Below are 22,706 nucleotides of genomic sequence, written 5' to 3' on the forward strand. Positions count from 1 at the left end.
TCCCCTGTAAAATACAGAGAATTAGCAGCCTAGAACATAGTGTTTTTATTAAGTTCCCATTTTAAGGGTTCAGTGCCGTCTATACCTCGGTTATTTTTTGGATGAGAGCAATTGCTTGTTTAAGTGTAGTGATGATACATACAATTACTACGACATTTTACAAATTTGATATGCCCAATCATGGGTATCTGTTACGTTTATTTCAATTGCTTATATTATATGCCACGCCAATGTTTGTATTTATTTCTGAATTTTTATTAGCTAAGCAGTATAAAACAAAAGTAAAAGAAGGATTTATAAAGCAAAAGTTGCTTACATTAGGTATTCCCTACATATTAATTAATTTAGGATTAGCATATGTTTATGGACATCCACACGACTTTAAAGATTATTTAAAATCAGTTGAGTTTATGATGTTTCATGGAGGAACTTTAACCTATTTTATAGTTATTATTTTTCAGTTTTATGCTTTACATATATTCCTAGCTAAATATCTTGTAAAACTTAACCCATTTAAAATTATTGTGATGTCTTTAATAATAACAACGTTTTATTGGGGTATACGAACATTTGTTACCCCCTCAAGCGTAGTATATTTAAACTGGATATGGCAACGAGAAGGTTGGATGATATGCATTGGTTGGCTCAGTTATTTCTTTTTAGGATTCTATATGGGCTATTATTATAAGGAGCTAATGCAAAATATTCAAAAATATACAATTCATATTGTTAGTAGCGCAGTGATTGTGACGTGTATTGTAATAATAAATTATTTATCTGGATTTTTGACACTTGTGGATTCAAAACGAATAGATACGCCTATTTATGTGACGATAATTATTTTATTATTTTTCTTAATTGCATCATATACAAAGTATGTTCCAAAATTTTTTGTATTTATTAGTAATTATTCATTTTCAATTTATTTAGTTCATTATTTTATCGTACATAGATTAGGAACGTTACACCACCATCCATTTTTAAATGTTATTTTTACATTTACGCTAACGGTGACGTTCGCTATTTGCATTGCTTACGTTGTAAATTTATGGAAATATGGAAAATATATTGTTGGCGGAATAGGACGAGTAAAATACGATACATTTTATAAAAGTTATCAACAAGGTTTAGTGGATTAGGCTATTTAAAACGTTAGTTTATGATTAAGTTAGTCTTTGTCATATATAGCATATCTAGTAATTAAAGAATGGATAGTCGTTTCACATAGATAAATAATTTAATAATCATAAAATTGTCAATTTGGATTAAACATCAGTGCATTTTTAGCACTGGTGTTTTTATTTTTATTTCTAATATTGACAAATGGAAAATGAAATGAGATTATTAAAACGTAATAATTACGATTTAGGAGAGAAGAACATGATTAAGAAAAGTTTAATGTTAGTATTCATCGGTATTTTAACGTTATCACTTGTCGCATGTGGTACGTCGAATAATGACAAAGATAAAAAGGGCGAGAATAAAGATAAGCTTGAGGTAAAAACGACAGTATATCCACTGAAATCTTTCGCTCAACAAATTGGTGGTAAATATATCCATGTTGAATCGGTCTATCCGAATGGAATGGATCCACATACATATGAACCAAGTCAAAAACAAATGGTAGATATTGGTAAATCAGATTTGTTTGTATATACAGGGGATAATTTAGATCCAGTTGCTAAAAAAATTGCAAATACGATTAATGATAAAAATAAAACATTATCATTAGAATCATCTTTAAGTAAGAAAGATTTATTAAAAGGTGAAGAGGATGAACATGAGCACGAACACGAACATGGTGAACACGAAGAACATGAGCATCATCATGGTAAATATGATCCTCATGTTTGGTTAGATCCTGTATTAAGTCAACAATTTGCGAAAGACATAAAAGACGAATTAGTTAAAAAAGACGGTAAACATAAAGATTACTATGAAAAGAATTATAAAAAATTAGTTAATGATTTGAAAGATTTAGATAAAAACATGAAGGATGCCGTTAAAGGTCAAGAAGGTAAAACAGTATTTATTTCACATGATTCTATCGGTTATTTAGCTGATCGCTATGGCTTTAAGCAAGAAGGCATCGAAAATATGAATGCTGAAGAACCAAGTCAAAAAGATCTTACAAATATTGTAAAACAAATTAAAGAGGATAAGGTAAACTATATCCTAGCTGAAGAAAATGTGTCGAATAAAGTTGCAGACACGGTTAGAAAAGAAACACATGCCAAAACACTTTCATTCTATAATATGGGTTCTCATACTAAACAACAAGACAATGACAGTAATACGTATCAATCATTTATGAAGAAAAATATTAAAGCTATTGAAAAAGCTTTAAAAAATGAATCTTAAAATTAAAGTAAAGAAGTAAGATATGAAGATTGCGTAAATTCTATCTTACTTCTTTTTTATAGGCTTCCTTTTTCAAAAAAAAGTGGTATATTAAAACTAAATAATATGTGGGGCATTATTTATTGTTTTTACGAAGTATGGCTTAACCAATAATAGATTGGAAGGGGAACGTGTCATGAATATTTATAAATTGTTTTATCAACACCATAAAGATATTGTAGACGATAATATTTTAACTGTATTTGTATTAGCGAAAAGCGAAGAAGATGTACGCAAATTTGCGAAAGTCGTCAATTATAAAATTGAAGATATTAAACAAACGACATATGAAGATTATGAAGAAGCTAAAGCAAAAGGTGAAACATATCGTCTTGAACATGCAGATACATATATCGACTAAAAGTATAAAAAAGTATAAATATTGATGGATGTAAAGTTACATCAAAAACTTCTTTTTGCATAAAAAATGAACGTCATCATGCAAAAAGAAGTTTTTTTATGGATTAATATCTAACTTTTTAAAAAATTCTAAAGAAATTGATTTTGAAAAAATGTATAATATCTATTATCACTTTAAAAGGAAAAAGAGGAAAGATAATGAAACAAAAACTTACATTTAAAGAGAATCTCTTTATTGGATCGATGCTTTTTGGTTTGTTCTTTGGAGCAGGAAACTTAATTTTCCCAATTCATTTAGGTCAAACAGCAGGTGAAAACGTATTACTTGCGAATTTAGGATTTTTAATTACAGCGATTGGATTACCATTTTTAGGAATTATTGCTATCGGTATTTCTAAGACGAACGGTGTATTTGATATTTCTGCACGCGTAAGTAAAATTTATGCATACATATTTACGATTGGTCTTTATCTTGTTATTGGACCATTCTTTGCTTTACCAAGACTTGCGACAACATCATATGAAATTGCATTTTCACCATTTATTTCTCCAAGCAGTGGAAAATGGATTTTACCTGTTTTTAGTATTTTATTCTTTATTGTCTCTTGGTTCTTCGCACGTAGACCATCTAAAATATTAGACTATATTGGTAAGTTTTTAAATCCAGTCTTTTTAATTTTATTAGGTATCGTGGTCGTACTTGCATTTATTCATCCAATGGGCGGTATTAGTCATGCACCAGTAACTGCAGACTATAGTAAAAGCGTATTATTAAAAGGTTTTATCGATGGATATAATACACTAGATGCCCTTGCGTCACTAGCATTTGGAATTATTATTGTAACAACAATTAAAAAATTAGGTATTACAAATCCTAATGATATAGCTAAAGAAACAGTGAAATCGGGTGCCATTAGTATTATTGGTATGGGTGTGATTTATACACTTCTTGCCGTAATGGGAACGATGAGCCTTGGACAATTTAAAGTAAGTGAAAATGGTGGTATTGCCCTTGCACAAGTTGCACAACATTACTTAGGTGATTTCGGTATTATCATTTTGTCACTGATTATTATTGTGGCGTGTTTAAAAACAGCTATTGGTTTAATTACAGCATTTTCAGAAACATTTACTGAACTCTTTCCTAAAGCAAATTATTTAGTTCTAGCAACAGTTGTAAGTGTGCTCGCATGTATATTTGCGAACGTTGGATTAACAAAAATCATTATGTACTCACTACCAGTGTTAATGTTTATTTATCCATTAGCCATTACACTCATTTTATTAACATTAGTCAGTCCATTATTTAATAATTCGTCAATTGTGTACCGATTCACTACATTCTTTACAGTGATTGCGGCATTCTTTGATGGTATTAAAGCAAGTCCAGAACCTTTTGTGAAAACAAACTTTGCGCAATCATTAATCGGTTTTGCTGAGAAATATTTACCATTATTTGATATTGGAATGGGATGGATTGTTCCAGCATTAATTGGATTTATTATTGGACTTATTGTCTATAAAGTGCGCGGGAATAAACACGAAGTTCAAGCATAATTAGACGATTTAACATAAGTTATAAGAAGTTGAAATGATACTGTCTTATAGCTTATTTTTTATACTTTTAAAGGTATAAATATATTTATAAAATATATTAAAATGAAGATAATAATGATTTTGAGGAGAAATAAAGATGGACTATAAGATAGATAAAACATGGGCAATCTTTTATAAAGCCTTAGCCAACAAATTGCTAGAATATCAAAATTATCGTGATAAATTGATTGAGAAAGTACGTGAACTTTATATTAATACTCAAATACATATGCCAAAATTAGAAATTGATAATGAAATTATAGATATGGATCCATTTACTGTATTTGGCTTATTTAATAAGAGTTCTATGACTAGAGAAAATAGAATTAAAATTATAGAAGAAATAGCTAAACTATTTGATGTGAAAGCAGATATACCACAAAATTTTGATGGTATTCCAACAGTTATGAATTTACGTGCTACATTTTATAATTTTAGAAATAATCGTGAAGCACAAGATATTGAAAATTTATGGTCGTTGTTTGAAATTGCTTTAATGTATGCATCAGATAAAAGTAAAGATAATGAAAATAAATTTAAGAGAAAGTTTAATCAAGTGATGGCTCAGCCTGGTATAGGTATGGGTAAGTTGACAAGTGGATTATTTTGGATTAATTCTGACACATTTGCGAATTTAGATTCCCGGGCAATTTGGTATATTTTTGAGGAAAGTGAGATTAGTAAACAGTATATCAATGTTGATATTAACTTTAAAAATCCATTGACGGCAACAAATTATTTAATGATTATTGAAAAATTAAAACTATTTCTGCAAGATAATAATGATTTGAACGACTTTATTGATTTAAGTTATGAGGCATGGCGTAAATCAGAGGAAGTCAATCAAAGCTCAAAAGTAAAAGACATTGATGCAGATAAAGATTTAGAAGTTGTGAATTATTGGATTTATTCTCCAAAACCACAAGATATTGATTTTGCTTCTTTCATTCAAAATGGAGAAATGTCTATTGGATACAATGAGCTAGGAAATTTTTCGAAATATGACTCTAAAGAGGAAGTTAATCAAAAGTTACAACAATTGAATCATAATCACCATAATTATATCCATACGGTTAATGCAATATGGGAATTTAGTAAAGAAATGAAGTACGGTGATATTGTTTATGTGAAAAAAGGACAGACTGACATTGTAGGGTGGGGCGTGGTTTCATCAAGACATCAATATAAAAATGGCAAAAATACCATTCAACTTGTTTGGAAAGAAAAAGGAAACTGGAAGATTCCAATAAAAACCTTAAATAAGACGCTAACTAAAATTACGCCGTATAGTGAAACAATTCGAAAATTTAACGAGTTATTTTCAGTTGATCATTCTGATGGATTAGTTGCAACACAAACGACTTATCCTGTGTATACAGCAGAACATTTCTTAAATGAAGTGTTTATGAATGAAGAAGGTTATGACACGCTTGTTCAATTAATTAGAAGAAAAAAGAATGTCATCTTACAAGGGCCACCAGGTGTAGGTAAAACATATGCAGCCAAGCGATTGGCGTATTCAATGATGGGGGTCAAAGATAAAGAACGTGTGAAACTTGTACAATTTCATCAAAGTTACTCATATGAAGACTTTGTGATGGGGTATCGTCCTACGGAGAGTGGTTTTGAATTACGGACAGGTGCCTTTTATAACTTCTGTAAACAAGCAGAAGAAGATAGTGAAAAAGATTACTTCTTTATCATTGATGAAATCAATCGTGGTAATTTAAGTAAGATTTTTGGGGAATTATTTATGTTAATTGAAAATGATAAACGAGGTATGGAAATAGACTTACTTTATGCAGATGAGAAATTCTGTGTTCCAGACAACGTTTATATTATCGGTATGATGAATACAGCAGACCGTAGTTTAGCAATTCTAGATTATGCATTACGACGTCGTTTTGCCTTTTTTGATTTGCGTCCAGCTTTTGATACTATCAAATTTAAGAAATACCAAGAATCATTAGAAAGTCCGAAATTTGATGCCTTAATTGATGCAATTGAAGCATTGAATGCGGAAATTCGAGAAGATGATATGTTAGGTGAAGGATTTGTCATTGGTCATAGTTATTTCAGCAATATGTTTGATGTCTCAGAATCTGAACTATCTAATATTATTGAATTTGAAATTATTCCATTATTAAAAGAATATTGGTTTGATGAACCTTCAAAAATAGATATTTGGGAGGTACGTTTAAGGGATGCGATTCAATGATTAACATTCACAATATTTATTATATGTTATCTTATGCATTTACAGTTTTGAATAAGAAAGGCTATCAACATATAGCAACAGAACCATTTAATAATGTGGCAGATTTATATAGTGCCATTCTAGTTAAAGGAGTATCTAATCAGTTGAAACATGGTCTTCAACATGAATATATAGAACAAACTGGTTCACTTAATGTAATACGAGGAAAAATTAATGTAACAACTTCTATAAAACATGGGGATATTATGAATAAACGACTCAATTGTACGTATGATGAATTTTCAATTAATACGTATATGAATCAAATTCTAAAAACGACAATGCTTAATATGCTCAAATTAGATATTTCTCGCACGCGTAAAAAAGCATTAAAACGATTGTTGATATACTTTGAACAGGTAGAAGTATTAGATTACCGACGCATCGATTGGCAATTACGATTTAATCGTCATTATGAAACGTATCGTATGTTAATGGCTATTTGTTATCTTGTCATTCAAGGACAAATTCAGTCAGAAAGAAGCGGTTCTAGAGAAACAATGATGTTTGAAGATGAACAACAAATGGCACATTTATATGAACGGTTCGTTAGAGCCTATTATAAAAAAGAATTTCCAGAGTTAAAAGTAACGGCATCTCATATCCCTTGGGCACTTGATGACGATAATCATCAAATGTTGCCTACTATGAGAAGTGACATTATGTTGACCTATGGTAAACAATGTTTAATTATTGATACAAAGTATTATACGACGACGTTACAACAATATTTTGATACAAGAACGATTCATTCTGGAAATTTATATCAAATTTTTGCTTATGTAAAAAATGAAGCACTTCACTTAAAATCAAAACAGATAAATGTTGCAGGAATGTTATTGTATGCGAAAACGAATGAATACATAGTACCTGACAATACGTTTCAAATGAGTGGCAATACGATTAGTGTAAAGACATTAGATTTGAATCAAGATTTTATTCATATTGCTAAACAACTTGATGATATTGTGTATGAGTATTTTGGATTATAGAAAAAGAAAAGTAACATTTAGCAGAGCTTTTTTAATATATTAAATATTTTTAAACTAAAACACGTTCTTCATTGATAGAGGAACGTGTTTTAAATAAGATATTATTCTTTTTCCATTTTAACTTTCGCTTTTTCTGACTCTTTTTTGTATTTTTGATACATCACCCAAAGAATAATTGCCCATACTGGCATAAATAATACAGCAATTCTTGTAGAACTATTGATTAGTAAAATAATAAAGATAAATGCAAAGAACGCTAAAATGGCCCACGCCATATATTTACCACCAGGCATTTTAAATTTACTATTTTGATGCAGTTCAGGATTACGTTTGACATAACCTAAATAAGCTACCATAATAAGCGTCCAAATCATAATATTCAATACTGTTGAGAATGTAGTAATTTGAACGAATACTTTTGTTGCATCTTTAAAAACAGCATTTAAAATAACTGAAATACCTAATAAGCTACATGTCACTAAAATAGCATAATGTGGAACACCATGCTTATTTGTCTTATGTAAGAATGGTGGACCTTGTTTACGACCTGCTAAACCGTACATGGTACGACTATTCGCAAAAATACCACTATTACATGACGAAGCAGCTGCAGTTAAAACAACGAAGTTAATGATACCTGCCGCAAATGGAATACCAATTAATCCGAATAATTTAACATATGGACTGTCTGCTGGGTCTAATTTATCCCAAGGGACGACAGACATAATCACTGCAAGCGAACCAACATAGAAAATCAAAATACGTGCTGGAACGTTGTTAATTGCTTGTGGAATGGTTTTGTGTGGATCCTTCGTTTCACCAGCTGTAATACCAATTAATTCAATCCCAATAAATGAGAAGATGGCCATTTGGAATGCCATTAAGAAACCTTGAATACCATTGGGGAAAAATCCACCTCTATTCCAAAGGTTTGTTACACTAGCTTGACCATAAGATGTTTTCATGCCAAGGACGACCATGACGATCCCGACAATGATTAAAGCTAAAATAGTCACAACTTTAATAATAGATAACCAAAATTCTAATTCACCAAAAAGTTTGGCACTAAATAAGTTTAAAGCGATTAATACCAGAATCGTAAACGCAGCTGTAAGCCAATTTGGTACAGTAGGGTACCAGTATCCTACATATTTAGCTACAGCGGTTACCTCAGCCATACCTGAGATAATCCATGTTAACCAGTAAGTCCAACCGACCATAAAACCTGCAATAGGGCCAATGTGATGATGTGCGATATCACCAAATGATTTAAATCCTAAATTAGATAATAAAATTTCTCCCATTGCTCTCATGAACATAAATAATACAAATCCCACAAGAAGATATGTTAATAAAATTGATGGACCAGCTAGGTGGATAGATGCGCCTGAACCCAAGAATAGACCAGTACCAATAGCGCCACCAATCGCAATGAGTTGAATATGTCTATTGCTTAACTCTCTTTGTAGTGTGTCATCTGCCATAATTTTCTTCCCTTCGTGAGTAACATTATGACTGAAACAATGATGACTGAAATGTATACCCTTTGTTATATCATAAATAATTCTTTCAAAATCAAATTATTTATTTGTTAAAATTAATAATACCCTAATAAATTAATACTAATCAAATATAATTTTAATTGTTAAATGTTAAAGTATTATTAATTTAGATTGTTATTTATAAATTTAAAGTATTTTTTAATATTGAGTAAGCAGATTACTTCTATTTATATGTAAAATATTTCATAATTTATGATACTTAATTTAAATAGAGAAAGTAGGATAAATATGAATGACTTTAACGAAATATTAGAAGGTAGAAAATCTGTTAAAGGATTTGATCCCAATTATAAAATTCCACATGAAGAAATGAATGAAATGATTGCAAAAGCAACAAAAGCACCTTCTTCAGTGAATATGCAACCATGGCGTTTTGTAGTAGTAGAAAGTGATGAAGCAAAAGAGAGATTACGTCCATTAATCCGATTTAATACATCTCAAAACGATACTTCTTCTGCAATGATTGTCATTTTTGGAGATTTACAATGTTATGAGGAAGGCGAATTTATCTATAATAAAGCTGTTGAAGAAGGACATATGCCGGAAGAAGTAAAAAATCAAATGTTACCGCTTGTTATGGATTCTTACAAAAATAGTTCGCGTGAAGTTATGAGTGACATTGTAAAAGTAGATAGTAGTTTAGCTGCGATGCAATTAATGTTAGTGGCAAAACAACATGGTTATGACACAAATCCTATTGGTGGATTTGAGCATGACAAAATTGGAGAAGCATTTGGATATGATTTAGAACGTTATGTGCCAGTGTTAATCGTTGCGATCGGTAAAAAAGAAAAAGATGCCCATACATCTTATAGAATGCCCGTAGATAAAGTTGTAGATTATAAATAATTAAATTGAAATGCAATATATTGAAGGATATATAAATTTATAGAAGGAATATATTATATAAATGATTTAAAATGAATGTATTTTAAATAAAATTTGTAGAAATATATTTCTTCTTTAAAATGATTAATTCTTTTATAAATGGGAATAACTAACTGTATTTCGTAAAAAGAAATCAATGTACATAACAATGTATTAACGATACCAATCTATATCTAGGAGAGATAAGTATGGATCAATCAAAAGAAAATAAAAAACAACAACAATTAGATGCTTTAAGAAAAAATAATGATGACAAAGCAATGACTACAAATACTGGTACAAAAGTTAGTGAAGATGAAAATTCACTTACAGTAGGCGATAGAGGTCCTACTTTATTGGAAGACTTCCATTTTCGTGAAAAAATGATGCACTTTGACCATGAACGTATTCCTGAACGTGTGGTACACGCACGTGGATTTGGTGCACACGGTGAATTCCAAGTGTATGAAGATTTAAGCGAATATACAAGTGCTGACTTCTTAACACATCCTGAAAAAACAACGCCTGTATTTGTACGTTTCTCTACTGTACAAGGTTCTAAAGGTTCCCCAGATACAGTACGTGATATTCGTGGTTTTGCTACTAAATTCTATACTGATGAAGGTAACTTCGATTTAGTAGGTAACAACGCACCTGTATTCTTTATTCAAGATGCAATTAAATTCCCTGACTTCGTACATGCATTAAAACCAGAACCACATAATGAAATGCCACAAGGTGGTTCAGCGCACGATACATTCTGGGATTTCATTGGTCAAAACCCCGAATCTATGCATGCAGTATTCTGGGCAATGAGTGATAGAGGGATTCCTAAAAACTTCCGTCAACAAGAAGGCTTTGGTGTACACACATTTAGACTTGTAAATAAAGAAGGTCAATCTTACTTTGTTAAATTCCACTGGAAACCTAAACAAGGTTTAGAAAGCTTAGTATGGGATGAAGCGCAAATCTTACATGGTAAAGATATTGATTTCCATCGTAAAGATTTATATGAATCAATTGATAAAGGCGACTATCCTGAATGGGAATTAGGTTTACAAATTATCAAAACTGAACAAGAATTTGATTTTGATTTTGATATTTTAGATCCAACTAAATTATGGCCAGAAGATCAAGTACCTGTGAAAATCGTAGGTAAAATGACATTGAACCGTAATGTAGATAACGTCTTTGCAGAAACTGAACAAGTTGCGTTCCACCCTGCACATATCGTTCCAGGTATCGATTTCTCTAATGATCCATTATTACAAGGTCGTTTATTCTCTTACACAGATACACAAATTTCTCGTCTTGGCGGACCAAACTTTAACCAAATTCCTATTAACCGCCCAGTTGCAGACGTTCATAATAATCAACGCGATGCAATGCATCAATCATATATTCATCAAGGTCAAACAGCCTACCATAAAAATGGCTTAAACAACAATGAACCTCATACAACACCTAAAGAACAAGGTGGCTATGAACACTATCAAGAAAAAGTAGAAGGCTACAAAGTACGTCAACGTAGTGATAGCTTCAAAGATTACTATACTCAAGCTAAATTATATAAAAACAGCTTAACTGAAGCAGAACAGCAACATTTAGCTGATGCATTTTCATTTGAAATTGGTAAATGTAAATCACCAGAAGTAAAACAAAATGCTGTTAATCAAATTAATAAAGTTGATCGTAAATTAGCTGAATACGTAGCAAACAATGTAGGCGTAGAGGTTCCAGCAGAAAACGAAGAAGTGCAATCAGATGCTAAAGATAGCCAATTAACTTTAGAAAAATTTGATATTCCATTAAAAGGACACTCTGTAGCAGTGCTTGTAAATGGTGATATTAGCGCTGAAACATTAAAATCATATGCAGAAGTATTTGTTAACAACGACTTAAACTATGCATTTGTTGGACAAACAGCTAAAAATCTTAACGATGGCGAAATTGGTATTACTGAAACTTATAGTACAGCAAGTTCAACAGTATTTGACAGTGTGATTGTTCTTTCAGATGGTAAAGAATTATTGCCAGCTGCTGTAGACTTCGCTGAAATGAGCTACAATCATAAAAAACCAGTTGTAATTACTGAAGAAGCAAAAAATGTATTACAAAGTAATAAAATTGATTTAGATGCACCTGGTGTTGTAGTATCTAGTGAACCACAAGCAATCCTTGATGCATTCAAACGTTACAGATATTTCGATAGAAAATAATAAATGATATCTTTATTGAGCCTGGGACATAATTAAGTGTCTCAGGCATTTTTAATATATAGGAAGTCGAGTTTGAATGTTGAATGGGACGACGAATTCAAAATGAAGTCTGTCCTATTCTTATTTATTAAGGAGGGAATATGATAAATCGAGGTATTAATCATATTGGTCTTACGGTTCCTAATATTGAAGAAGCAATGACTTTCTTTAAACAAGGACTAGATGGAAAGATTGCATATGATAGTCAAACTAAAAAAGATAATCCAAGAGGCGGCGCGGCGAATATGTCTAACATATCTTAGGTCTAGAAAAAGGAGCTTCAATGATTCATAAACGTATGATGGTGTTTGGTCATGGACCTAATATTGAAATGTTTGAATTTCAACACGCGCAGCAACATGGACCGCAACCACTATAAGATATAGGTTTTATATATATTCTTTTTATATTGAAAATGACGCGTTTGATAACGTGTTAGAGCGTATGAAACAGGCAGGGGGAGAGCCATTACCTAAACTACATTCTAATACAAAATATGAGGATACAGAGGGTAATGAAACTGTTTATATCGAGCGCCATGAGGAAGTTTAATCGAACGTCAAACATTACCTAAAAGTTTTTATTATCCTAGTGATAGTGAAGCGAAGGTCTTTATTCCTAAAAGCAATAATGAATGATAAATTTCACTTGCCGATATATTGATTTTTTCGACAGTGACGATTTTGTATATTTTTCTCGAAAAAGGGTATTAAACTAAGAGGTCATATAAAAAATCTAATGACAGTTTAAGGGAGTAGAAAAAATGATTGATATTCAAATTCAAAAAAGTGACTTAATTGAAGTAATTGAATCAATAATCAATGAAAAAGCCGAAGTTGAAAATCAAGATGCATGTGAATATTTATCAACTGAAATTGTGAACGGATTAGAAGAATACAATAGTGAAGAAACTCAAGCAAATAATTTATTAGGCTTGAACAGTGAATTACGCCATGAAGTCAAAGAATCTAATAACGCAAAAAAAGTAATACTTACAGCAAATGAAGAAGCGTTCGTATCAAATGATAGTAATATAGATATAGCTTCACAGAACTAGAATGAAAAGTTTACGACAGTTTATTACATCATCTTTTTCTAATTCTTGCACAATGAAAAGCACCTCCTAACGAGTGAAAATTTTTTCATCTCATTGGGAGGCGCTTTTATTTATATTAGATTAGAAAAATAATGATTTAACTATTCTGAAGAAAGAACCAAGTAATTGAAAGACATCGCCAGACATTAGATATCCACCTTTCTGTAAAAGTTTAAAATTAAGCTTCGTTAGTTGAAGTTAAGGTTTCTGTTTGAACTAAATCATCTGCTAAATTATGCCAAAACTGTTGTAATTCTTCTCGTGTGCGTTTTGTATCTGTACTATCTTGACCTACAAAATCGACATGATCCCAATCGTGTTTAGTAGGCGTTACTTGCCAAATGCCTTTTTGATTTGTATCAGTTGCTTCTATATAAGCTTGATTGAAAGGATGTTGAGATGAAATAACAGATACAAGACCGTCATTTTCTCTCCATTCTTTTTCAGTAGCTTTACCAATCACATTTCCTGTCATTGTGAATGGTAAGAACATATTATAGTCTGCTTTTTGTTTTCCTAATAAAGTCGGATGCGTTGCCTCAGCTGTATACGTTTTATAAACGATATTTGGATTTAAAGATGTTTTACGATTTAAATCTGTAGCGCCATCACGTGTTAAATCATAAAAACCATTATCTTTAGATTGCCATAATTTAGAGTTTTTAGCGCGTAAAAGGTAAGAGATGTAGCTTTCACCAGGTTGTTGTTTTAGACCCCATTGAGACAAACCGAAGTCTACACGTGAATTTTTATTACCTAATCGTTTACCTAAATCAAAGACTACTTGACGAACGAGTGCTTCATTTCCTAATTCATCTGCAGCGTGGGTACCATTATGTGGTGTACCTAGTGTTGTGATTGAAGAAATCATATTGTCATGATTACCTTGGAATAATGGAGAAATGTCGCCTCCGTGTTCTTTTTGATATTCAATTTCTTCTTGACTACCATTTCTTAGTAATTCTTCTAATTGACGAACAGTTTGACCTCCCATACTATGACCTACAAGATGTACTTTTTGACCTGGTTGCCAATCTTTATAGACACCTTCATAAGTTTTACCATAGCGTTCGTGGCCATATCTTTCTGCATGTGCAGCGCCATAATCCACAGTACCACCTTTAATATAGTAATAAAGCTCAACGGCACGGTCATAGTTACTACCAAATGCACTAATACTTGCTTCATGTGCTTCGTATCCATTTTCCTCTAAGTCCTGGCGAATATTTAATTTATCGCCGCCCCAATAATGCGCCAATACAGAAGGGTTAATATCATCAGTAAATCCATTAAAACCGTGAACAAGAATAATTGGATCTTGGTTTTTGTATTGACCTTGCTTAGCGACTTTGTTGGTTTGATCTTTTGTTTCAGTTGTACCTTGTTGTTGAGATGTATTATTTGTCGTTGCTACCGCATTGTTAGCTAATGTCTCTAAACCGGCTTGTGAATTTTTTTGATCTTTAGCATCTTTATTTCCAACAGTTTCATTTGTCGTTCCATCAATTGAGATAGTTTCATCTTGTTGAGTGTTTAAAGTATTCTCTGTAGGTGTAGTGGAATCTGTTGAGTGTTTTGCTGTCACAGTTTGTTTTGTTTCAGTACTCTCGACTGTATCATTGTTTTGTTCAGCGGACGGTGTTTTCGCTTCATGCTTGTCATTAACATTTGACTCTTCTTCAGACTCAGATGATGTGGATGGCGTAGTTTTTTTGTTTAGCTCTGATTGGTTCGTTTCAGCTGAACGATTGTCAGTTGTTTTTAATGTATTCTCTTTTGTGGATGGTGTTTTTGATTCACTAGTTGAATGTTCATGAGTCGTCGCTTTCTCTGTTATTGGATTTTCATTTGTTGCTCCTTCTGAAGAATGAGAGGGATGTTCATCCAAAGATGACTCGCTTGCTAGTGTGTCTTCTGTTGTATTATCTTTTTCATCTGAAGTTGGAGTGTCTTTTTGAATTGTATTTTTAGTCGATTCTTGTGTTTCAAGAGAAGGTTGCTCCTCTTTAGTTGAAGCTGATTCAGGGTTATCAGAAGATGTTTTTGTAGTTGATGTTTCTTTAGCTTCTTCAGTTGATGCTTCTTCAGTTTCAGGTGTTGTCTCTTCAGTTTTAGCTGCTGAATATTTTGTAGTTTGATGGGTTACATTGTTGTCAGTCGTTTCTTCCTTTGTATTAGTTTTATTATTGGCGTTTTTATCTTGAGTTGAGGTTGTATTTTCATTATGTAAACTCTGTTGTTTTTCATTTTCATTAGCTATTGACTGAGATGTAGCAGTTGATGGTTCTTCATTAGATTGAACTTTGTCTTGCTTAGTCTCTTGGTCATCAGTTTGTTTTTGATTATCCCCAATAGATTGTGCTACAGCTGATTCAGGAGTTCCCACTTCCTGTTGAGTTTCTGCTGCTTGTGCAATGCCACCTCCCATAAATAGTAACGACGCTACTAAAATGGATGAAGCTCCTACACTAAATTTACGAATACTGTATCTATTTTGTCTTGTTTTCATAAATAGCACCTCTATTAATTATTTTTTGATATAAGATATATAAGTTAAATAAAAGTATTAATTATTGAACGTGGAATAAATCCAAAAAGTTTACTAAATATCGCCTTAATATGTTCCAAAGTAACCATCCTTTCTTAATCGACAATTTAGAAAGCGTTTACAAATATAGTGAAAAATTGTCGTATGTAGAATGAAGCTACATACGAGATTTAACGAGCAATGTTGTCGATTGAATTTAAATAAATAGTAACGCTACATGAAAACGTTGTCAATAATCTGTCACAATTATATAGAGTAAATGTACATTTTAAGAATATATGGGCTTGAAATATGTAATAACATCGTAAATTAAGGGGCAAAAATCTAATAAAGTAGACTGTTCCTTGAAAATTATTAGTTGTGTGTATTCAAATGTAACTCGAGGTTTCTAGGCGAACGAGGTGGCGCATTTCATTTTCTTGTTATAAGAGACATTTTGATAATAGAAAATACTAATATAAAGAGTGAAATAAAAAAGAAACCTAAGAATTGAATCTTAGGTTTCTTAGATAGCGGAGGGAGAAGGATTTGAACCAACGCGAGCTAAAAGCTCCTACTAACCATAAAATGGTTAGCCTCTTAAGCCAGGCTTGAGTATCCCTCCATAAAATTACTTAATTACTATACTATATATTTTAAAGTTTGTAAAGAAAAATATTTTTATGTAAATACTTTATAAATGTACATTGAAATTAAAAATAAATTGTTTTATAAAAAAGACGCATACTGTCCTTTGTTTGTTTTATAATATTGATGTACATATTTTATTTTAAACATAAAACAAATTCATTTCTAAATGGAAGAAAGCAGGGGACAAATTAATGTTAAAATTTAAATTTGGTAAATCATTAGTAGCGAGTGTCGTTATTGGTGCCAGTGTACTCGGATATTCTGCCCAACATCAAGAGGCTAAAGCTGTAGAGACCAACTATTATTATGACGGTATACAAAGAGGATCATATCAAGCCTATTTAAAAGCGAAAAAAATTAGTAACAGCAGTATTTCAATTCAACGCTATCCAAATGCCTCGCAAAATAATTTAAAGGCGATTGGTCGTGTATCTAATTTAAATGGTTGGAAAAAAGGCTCACCTGATGCAAAAGTAAGAAAACAAGATTCAATGGGAACAGGAACAGTGATAGGAGCGCACACATTTGTAACCAATGCACACGTTATTGATGATCAATATGGTCGTGCAGCAGCACCTAAATATATTAAATTTCAAATGAATCGTGATGGAAGTCGTATGCCATACGTTTTCCAAGCAACAGAAGTGATTAAAGTACCACAATATGATATTGCAGTGGTTCACACAAAACAAAATATGTCTAAATATGTGAAACCAGTTAAAATTGCAACTGATTCAGAGATTAAGAAATTGAAATTCAATTCGCCACTTTATTCATTAGGATATCCATGGCAATATAACGACAACACCAAAGCGTATTTTAATAAACTTCTTGTAACTCAATTTTCAACAAATGGTACCGAGATTCAAACGAAAGATATTTTTAGATCAGGCGCTTCAGGCTCACCAATGTTAAATAGTACATTTACAAAAATGTATGGCTTAAGAACGTATGGATATAACTTAATGGGTGGTTCAACGGATGCTTATGCTAAACAAGAAATGTCTGGTGGCGAATCATTTAAAGGATATGCAGGTCGTTTCGTACGCCAACATATTAAGTAATTGATATAAAAAAAGTACATGCTTTAGATAATGAAGTGTGTACTTTTTCATAACGACATACAGAGTCTGTTTAATATTGTAAGTTGAAGATATATATTTTTTATTTTAAAAGGAGCGAAACAAATGAAGAAACATTACTTAGCTATCGGCGCAATAACGGCGACAACTTTACTTGCAGGTTGTGATTTAGGAGATATGATTGGGCTCAATAATTCTAGTGAAAAATCAGAACATACTACATCACAAAGTAACCAATCATCAAATCAACAGCGCCCCAATTCTCATAATAAGTCTAAAGATAGCGTAGAAAACTTATCGCAAGGTGAAAAAGTAGCGTTAGCATTAAATGATCCGTCAGTTTCAGATTATGTCATCAACGCTAATGAATTAAAAAATCACTCTTATTTTGCGAATTATAACGGTGGCGGCGAACAAAAAAACATAGATACCTATCAATTAGAGACTACAGAACAGCTAGAAGGTGCACCAAGTGATATGAAATTCTATAATGCACAACCGGCAAAGGGTTCATTTGCGACAATCATTGGTGTTGGAAGTGACAAAGTCTTTATTGCTGCCACGCAAAGTCCGGGTACGTATGAACAATTCATGAATTCTTCTACAGGACATGAGTTAGATGTAGATACATTATTTGATAAATATAGTAAAAGTATTGATTATAAAGAAATTGCAAAACAAATTTCATTTAGTGGTAGTAAATCATCAGAAAGTCGCCATACATCTAATACAGATAATAAAAATTCAAAAGAGTACTTTGCTAGAGTATGGCTCACAGCAAGAAATGATGTAGACAAGGTATTTAAAGAAGATAGTATGAACTATACGCCTATAGACGTGTCGGGTGAGCCTATTAATCCATATAATAAAGAGGCTTCAAAAGTATACCCAGACGGAACAATTCTACTATCTCCAAGTTATATGTATTTAGGACATGTGATTTTTAAAGATAATGGAGATGGAACAGTGACATTTTATGATGTACCAAGTCATTTCCAAGATAGACGTTGGGATGAAGATGATTATACTAAAAATGAAACGACACGTATTTTAGATAATGGAGAAACTAAACAATTTGCTGATCCTTCAGAAGCCAAGTTAGACAAAGTTGCAAGTCATATCACTAATGATACACCAGAACAACCAGAAGAATTTGATACTGACACAGAATCAAGTTCTGATGATACATCAAGCGAGAAGGATACCTCAAGTGATGAAAAAGTCACACGTGATAATGTTATTGATAAGGTAGAAGATTATGAAGGTCACCAATTAGATACAGATACCTACACATATAAAGAACCAGAACAAGATGAAAACGGAGATTGGGGCTTCTCAATTTTAGATAAAAATGGAGATTTAGTTGGCTCATATATTGTTACTTCTGACGGTGTAGTAACAAAATATGATGAACATGGAGATCCAATTGATTAGTAAAAACCAACAGCTGATTTTAATGGTCAGCTGTTATTTTCTGTGTGAGTACGTTTAATTTCATCTAAACGCTCAATAAAACTATTGATATATGATTCCGGGGCAATGATTTTTGCTAAAGGAGCAAGTTGATAAGCAATATAATAAGCATCAAATCTCGTGCAATTTACCCATGCCGAAATTGTGTCTTCATTACGTGAAACAATCTCTTTAATTGAAAATTGTTGTTTAAATTGATTCCAAATGGTTGTACTCATTTCAAATAATACTGCATTATTCGCGACGTCTTTAGAAAATTTTGTATCTAGAACGTGTAAGGATGGTATCGATTTCAAAGGAACAGTATGTATTTTATGTTGAAATTCGTAAGTAAACCAATAATCATAATGCATATACAAAATGGATAACGGTTTAATAGTTATTTTGTTATGATCTACTTCAATACGCACTCTATGTTTATTGACGATTGCTTTTTGAAGATCCATTAATATTTTTCCAGGAAGTAAATCATCACGTACTTTGAATTGATGTAACATCGTCATCAAAATATGTTTATCTTCTATTCTGACAGATGACATCGCATTTAAAAAGAATTTGTAAATATCATAATGAAGAATAGGTGTGAGACTTTGTAACTTAATGAGTAAACTTAATACACCAAGGCTTTGTTTGTTCATAGTATCATGTGTGAGTTCGTAACCACCTAATTGATAATTATAGACTACTTTAGTATGATTGCTTCTCCAAAAATGGCTTTCATAAAAAAATGTATTAATTGTATTAATATCACGTTGAATGGATTTTTTGCTGACATTTGTAAAGCGATCTAAGTCTTCTTGAGTGACAACATGACCATTTAATAATAATGTAAAAATATTAAGTATACGTGTTGCTTTATCCAAAGATATATCTCCTTTTTATTAAAGTGAAAAAGTTTTTAAAAATAATTATGTAGTTTATAATATGGTTTATTACTATATAATTTGACAAAATATTAATGGTTAAACATTGATTTTAACATTAATATTCAATGGATAAAGAATGGTGAGACCGTAATAATGCGTAAACTGTATCTAACGATGGGGTCGAAAGATGATGTGTTCTAGCCTTACGATAAATAAAACCTTGAATTGCTTCTACTTCTAGCGGTTGATGATGAATGACGTCGTAATACATGCTTGTGCCCATATGATCAGGGTAACCTGCATAGATATGCATAATGTCTTTCACAATCGTGTTGGGCAATTGAATACCTTCTGCTTTCGCAACCTGTTTGCCTTCTTCTAATAAGCGCATACAACATTGATAGACTTCTGGTATTTTTAAGATTTGTGCAGTATTGCCACCTAATGCAGTAATCGAATTAATACCAAGATTGACAAGTAATTTATACCAAATCGTTGTTTCTATGTGATCTTCTAATATAAGCTCAATTTTAGTACGTTCTAAATAATGTTTAAGTTGTTCAGTCCGACGATCATGCTGAATGTGTAAACGATAATCTCTAAAGTGGGTAACTTCATTATTTTTTTTCTGACCACTAATGTAGACCACAGCTTGGTAGACATACTTAAAAGGTAAAGTTGAATGTAAGCCGTAACCATTTTGCGCTAAAATAATGGTTGTCTCATCATGAGTAAGATGTTTTAAATCTGAAATTAGAGCATCAAGTTGATATGTTTTTACAGCTATAATAATTACATCAAATGGTTTAGACATATCTTTTATATCTTTAACAGATACAAGTTGATTTGCAGGTTGGAAAAGGATAGATTGTTCTCTTCTTCCGAGTAATATAACATGAGATAATGTTTGTTGTAATTCATAAGCAATAGTGGTTCCTACAGCACCTGGTCCAATAATTGCAATACGCATTTATAACTTTCCTTTCATTAAAATATTACATATAATTATACGTAATATTATTGAAAGAATGATATAGGAGATAGGTAAAATAATGAAAAATTTATCAAAACTTTTGGAAATGAAGCAAAACGGTACAAAGATTTCAATGGTGACAGCATATGATTATCCCAGTGCAAAGCAAGCCCAACAAGCAAATATTGATATGATTCTAGTAGGAGACTCGCTAGGGATGACAGTCTTAGGTTATGACACAACCACTCAAGTTACTTTAGACGATATGATTCATCATGGTAAAGCTGTTCGTCGAGGCGCCGATGATACATTTATTGTTGTAGACTTACCTATTGGAGCAGTAGGCGTAAGTGCAGAACATGATTTAAATCATGCTATAACGTTATATCAACAAACTAATGCGAATGCATTAAAAGCAGAAGGTGCACATTTGACTGACTTTATTAAAAAATCGACACAAATCGGTATTCCAATTGTTGCACATCTTGGTTTAATGCCACAAAGTGTAGGCGTAATGGGTTACAAATTACAAGGCGGTACAAAAGACGCAGCAGAACAACTTATTCGCGATGCACATGCAGTTCAAGAAGCGGGTGCAGTTGCTTTAGTATTAGAAGCAATTCCAAGCGACTTAGCTGGATTAATTAGTAAGCAATTAGAAATTCCAGTTATCGGCATTGGTGCAGGTAAAGATACAGACGGACAAGTATTGGTGTATCACGATATGTTGAATTATGGCGTAGATCGTTATGCTAAATTCGTAAAACAGTTTGCAGATTTATCTGTAGGAATTAATGGTATTAAACAATACGATAAAGAAGTGAAAGCGGGAGAATTTCCTGCAGAAGCACATACATATAAGAAAAAAGTATTAGATGAGGTTAATAAAGATGACACAAGTAATTAATACCGTAAAAGAAATGCAAGCCATCACACAACAAATAAAAGCATCTGGCAAATCGATAGGTTTCATTCCAACAATGGGCGCCCTTCACGAAGGACATCTAAGTATGATGCGACGTTCAGTTAAGGAAAACGATGTGACAGTGATTAGTGTGTTTGTAAATCCATTACAATTTGGTCCGAATGAAGATTACGATGCATATCCTCGCCAAATAGATAAGGATGTTACTTTAGTTAAAGATATCAATGTCGATTATGTATTCCATCCTTCAGTTGAAGAGATATATCCAGATGAATTAGGTATTACATTAAAGGTGGGACGTCTAGGGGAAGTCTTAGAAGGACCACAACGTCCTGGACACTTTGATGGTGTGGTGACAGTAGTGAATAAGTTGTTTAATATTGTAAGTCCTAATAAGTCTTATTTTGGTAAAAAAGATGCACAACAACTAGCAATTATTGAAAAAATGGTAAAAGATTTTAATCATCCTATTGAAATTATTGGTGTCGATATTGTGCGTGAAGACGATGGACTTGCGCGTAGTTCTCGTAATGTTTATTTAACTGCAAAAGAACGTGAAGAAGCGGTTCATTTAAGCAAAAGCTTAACATTAGCTAAAAAGATGTACGATGCAGGTGAACGTCAAAGTCATAGGCTCGTAGGTGCAATAAAGACATACTTACAAGAACATACAAGTGGTCACATCGATGAAGTCGCAATTTATAGTTATCCAGAACTAGAAGTTGTTAATGAAATAAATGGTCAAATTTTTATCGCTTTAGCTGTCAAATTTTCTAAAGCACGTCTAATAGATAATATTATTTTAGGGAGTAGATAGAGAA

General features: G+C 32.1%; 17 protein-coding genes, 1 tRNA gene and 1 pseudogene. 14 read left to right on the forward strand and 5 right to left on the reverse strand.

Annotated features, from left to right (window positions below; all coding sequences use genetic code 11):
- The first annotated feature begins 101 nt into the window (after nt 1–101).
- From AC2FB1_RS04520 to mcrC, 6 genes are all read left to right on the forward strand, one after another.
- Entirely contained in the window at nt 102–1,139 is a 1,038-nt protein-coding gene (locus AC2FB1_RS04520) for an acyltransferase family protein (protein ID WP_490674103.1), read from the forward strand.
- 241 nt (nt 1,140–1,380) lie between these two features.
- Entirely contained in the window at nt 1,381–2,361 is a 981-nt protein-coding gene (locus AC2FB1_RS04525; RefSeq protein ID WP_490674104.1) for a metal ABC transporter solute-binding protein, Zn/Mn family, read from the forward strand.
- 175 nt (nt 2,362–2,536) lie between these two features.
- On the forward strand, nt 2,537–2,761 hold the full coding sequence (locus AC2FB1_RS04530) for a hypothetical protein (protein ID WP_490674105.1): 225 nt from the start codon (nt 2,537–2,539) through the stop codon (nt 2,759–2,761).
- Nucleotides 2,762–2,955: 194 nt separating this feature from the next.
- Nucleotides 2,956–4,317, forward strand: coding sequence for a branched-chain amino acid transport system II carrier protein (brnQ, locus tag AC2FB1_RS04535; RefSeq protein WP_490674149.1), 1,362 nt, complete (start codon nt 2,956–2,958; stop codon nt 4,315–4,317).
- A 136-nt stretch (nt 4,318–4,453) separates the two neighbouring features.
- Entirely contained in the window at nt 4,454–6,574 is a 2,121-nt protein-coding gene (locus tag AC2FB1_RS04540) for an AAA family ATPase (protein WP_490674106.1), read from the forward strand.
- The gene (mcrC, locus tag AC2FB1_RS04545) at nt 6,571–7,605 is read left to right on the forward strand and encodes a 5-methylcytosine-specific restriction endonuclease system specificity protein McrC (protein ID WP_490674107.1); all 1,035 of its coding nucleotides are present in this window, start codon (nt 6,571–6,573) and stop codon (nt 7,603–7,605) included. The genes AC2FB1_RS04540 and mcrC overlap by 4 nt, the downstream gene beginning before the upstream one ends.
- Nucleotides 7,606–7,706: 101 nt before the next feature.
- Here mcrC and AC2FB1_RS04550 read toward each other — a convergent pair whose 3' ends face one another.
- Nucleotides 7,707–9,089 carry an amino acid permease gene (locus tag AC2FB1_RS04550; protein WP_490674108.1) on the reverse strand — a complete coding sequence of 461 codons (1,383 nt, stop codon included), beginning with the start codon at nt 9,087–9,089 and terminating at the stop codon, nt 7,707–7,709.
- A 306-nt stretch (nt 9,090–9,395) separates the two neighbouring features.
- Between AC2FB1_RS04550 and AC2FB1_RS04555 the strand changes: the two genes are divergently transcribed.
- The 4 genes and pseudogenes from AC2FB1_RS04555 to AC2FB1_RS04570 all read left to right on the forward strand — a co-directional run bounded on the left by AC2FB1_RS04555 (nt 9,396) and on the right by AC2FB1_RS04570 (nt 13,349).
- Nucleotides 9,396–10,016, forward strand: coding sequence for a nitroreductase family protein (locus tag AC2FB1_RS04555; RefSeq protein ID WP_490674109.1), 621 nt, complete (start codon nt 9,396–9,398; stop codon nt 10,014–10,016).
- A gap of 227 nt (nt 10,017–10,243) precedes the next feature.
- Complete coding sequence (locus tag AC2FB1_RS04560; protein WP_490674110.1) at nt 10,244–12,253, forward strand: catalase; 2,010 nt, start codon at nt 10,244–10,246, stop codon at nt 12,251–12,253.
- Between the two features lie 140 nt (nt 12,254–12,393).
- Nucleotides 12,394–12,930, forward strand: a pseudogene (locus AC2FB1_RS04565) (VOC family protein).
- Nucleotides 12,931–13,055: 125 nt separating this feature from the next.
- The gene (locus AC2FB1_RS04570) at nt 13,056–13,349 is read left to right on the forward strand and encodes a hypothetical protein (protein WP_490674111.1); all 294 of its coding nucleotides are present in this window, start codon (nt 13,056–13,058) and stop codon (nt 13,347–13,349) included.
- Nucleotides 13,350–13,566: 217 nt separating this feature from the next.
- Here AC2FB1_RS04570 and lip read toward each other — a convergent pair whose 3' ends face one another.
- Nucleotides 13,567–15,897 carry a YSIRK-targeted triacylglycerol lipase gene (gene lip / locus AC2FB1_RS04575; RefSeq protein WP_490674112.1) on the reverse strand — a complete coding sequence of 777 codons (2,331 nt, stop codon included), beginning with the start codon at nt 15,895–15,897 and terminating at the stop codon, nt 13,567–13,569.
- Between the two features lie 552 nt (nt 15,898–16,449).
- Nucleotides 16,450–16,540 (reverse strand) — tRNA-Lys (locus tag AC2FB1_RS04580).
- A 217-nt stretch (nt 16,541–16,757) separates the two neighbouring features.
- On the opposite strand from AC2FB1_RS04580, the gene AC2FB1_RS04585 reads away from it, so the two are divergent.
- Together AC2FB1_RS04585 and AC2FB1_RS04590 are read left to right on the forward strand one after the other, a co-directional pair.
- Nucleotides 16,758–17,630 carry a trypsin-like serine peptidase gene (locus tag AC2FB1_RS04585; RefSeq protein ID WP_490674113.1) on the forward strand — a complete coding sequence of 291 codons (873 nt, stop codon included), beginning with the start codon at nt 16,758–16,760 and terminating at the stop codon, nt 17,628–17,630.
- Nucleotides 17,631–18,239: 609 nt separating this feature from the next.
- Nucleotides 18,240–19,082, forward strand: coding sequence for a YdeJ family lipoprotein (locus tag AC2FB1_RS04590; RefSeq protein WP_490674150.1), 843 nt, complete (start codon nt 18,240–18,242; stop codon nt 19,080–19,082).
- 26 nt (nt 19,083–19,108) lie between these two features.
- Here the strand turns inward: AC2FB1_RS04590 and AC2FB1_RS04595 are convergent, their stop codons facing one another.
- Together AC2FB1_RS04595 and AC2FB1_RS04600 are read right to left on the reverse strand one after the other, a co-directional pair.
- The gene (locus AC2FB1_RS04595; protein ID WP_490674114.1) at nt 19,109–19,984 is read right to left on the reverse strand and encodes a hypothetical protein; all 876 of its coding nucleotides are present in this window, start codon (nt 19,982–19,984) and stop codon (nt 19,109–19,111) included.
- Nucleotides 19,985–20,102: 118 nt separating this feature from the next.
- Nucleotides 20,103–20,957, reverse strand: a complete 855-nt coding sequence (locus AC2FB1_RS04600) for an oxidoreductase (RefSeq protein ID WP_490674115.1) — start codon at nt 20,955–20,957, stop codon at nt 20,103–20,105.
- An 82-nt stretch (nt 20,958–21,039) separates the two neighbouring features.
- Here AC2FB1_RS04600 and panB point away from each other — a divergent pair, with 82 nt between their 5' ends.
- On the forward strand, nt 21,040–21,867 hold the full coding sequence (gene panB / locus AC2FB1_RS04605; protein WP_490674116.1) for a 3-methyl-2-oxobutanoate hydroxymethyltransferase: 828 nt from the start codon (nt 21,040–21,042) through the stop codon (nt 21,865–21,867).
- The gene (panC, locus tag AC2FB1_RS04610; protein WP_490674117.1) at nt 21,851–22,702 is read left to right on the forward strand and encodes a pantoate--beta-alanine ligase; all 852 of its coding nucleotides are present in this window, start codon (nt 21,851–21,853) and stop codon (nt 22,700–22,702) included. The genes panB and panC overlap by 17 nt, the downstream gene beginning before the upstream one ends.
- Nucleotides 22,703–22,706 lie beyond the last annotated feature (4 nt).

The organism is Staphylococcus sp. CoH_129_LAB_1, from assembly GCF_058191515.1.

Bases quoted from the DNA above. Each gene is read 5' to 3' on its own strand.
- AC2FB1_RS04550 (WP_490674108.1), bottom strand. From the start codon at position 9,089: ATGGCAGATGACACACTACAAAGAGAGTTAAGCAATAGACATATTCAA.
- AC2FB1_RS04530 (WP_490674105.1), top strand. From the start codon at position 2,537: ATGAATATTTATAAATTGTTTTATCAACACCATAAAGATATTGTAGAC.
- AC2FB1_RS04570 (WP_490674111.1), top strand. From the start codon at position 13,056: ATGATTGATATTCAAATTCAAAAAAGTGACTTAATTGAAGTAATTGAA.
- AC2FB1_RS04560 (WP_490674110.1), top strand. From the start codon at position 10,244: ATGGATCAATCAAAAGAAAATAAAAAACAACAACAATTAGATGCTTTA.
- lip (WP_490674112.1), bottom strand. From the start codon at position 15,897: ATGAAAACAAGACAAAATAGATACAGTATTCGTAAATTTAGTGTAGGA.
- AC2FB1_RS04520 (WP_490674103.1), top strand. From the start codon at position 102: ATGAGAGCAATTGCTTGTTTAAGTGTAGTGATGATACATACAATTACT.
- panB (WP_490674116.1), top strand. From the start codon at position 21,040: ATGAAAAATTTATCAAAACTTTTGGAAATGAAGCAAAACGGTACAAAG.
- AC2FB1_RS04600 (WP_490674115.1), bottom strand. From the start codon at position 20,957: ATGCGTATTGCAATTATTGGACCAGGTGCTGTAGGAACCACTATTGCT.
- AC2FB1_RS04540 (WP_490674106.1), top strand. From the start codon at position 4,454: ATGGACTATAAGATAGATAAAACATGGGCAATCTTTTATAAAGCCTTA.
- mcrC (WP_490674107.1), top strand. From the start codon at position 6,571: ATGATTAACATTCACAATATTTATTATATGTTATCTTATGCATTTACA.
- AC2FB1_RS04585 (WP_490674113.1), top strand. From the start codon at position 16,758: ATGTTAAAATTTAAATTTGGTAAATCATTAGTAGCGAGTGTCGTTATT.
- AC2FB1_RS04525 (WP_490674104.1), top strand. From the start codon at position 1,381: ATGATTAAGAAAAGTTTAATGTTAGTATTCATCGGTATTTTAACGTTA.
- AC2FB1_RS04555 (WP_490674109.1), top strand. From the start codon at position 9,396: ATGAATGACTTTAACGAAATATTAGAAGGTAGAAAATCTGTTAAAGGA.
- panC (WP_490674117.1), top strand. From the start codon at position 21,851: ATGACACAAGTAATTAATACCGTAAAAGAAATGCAAGCCATCACACAA.
- AC2FB1_RS04590 (WP_490674150.1), top strand. From the start codon at position 18,240: ATGAATTCTTCTACAGGACATGAGTTAGATGTAGATACATTATTTGAT.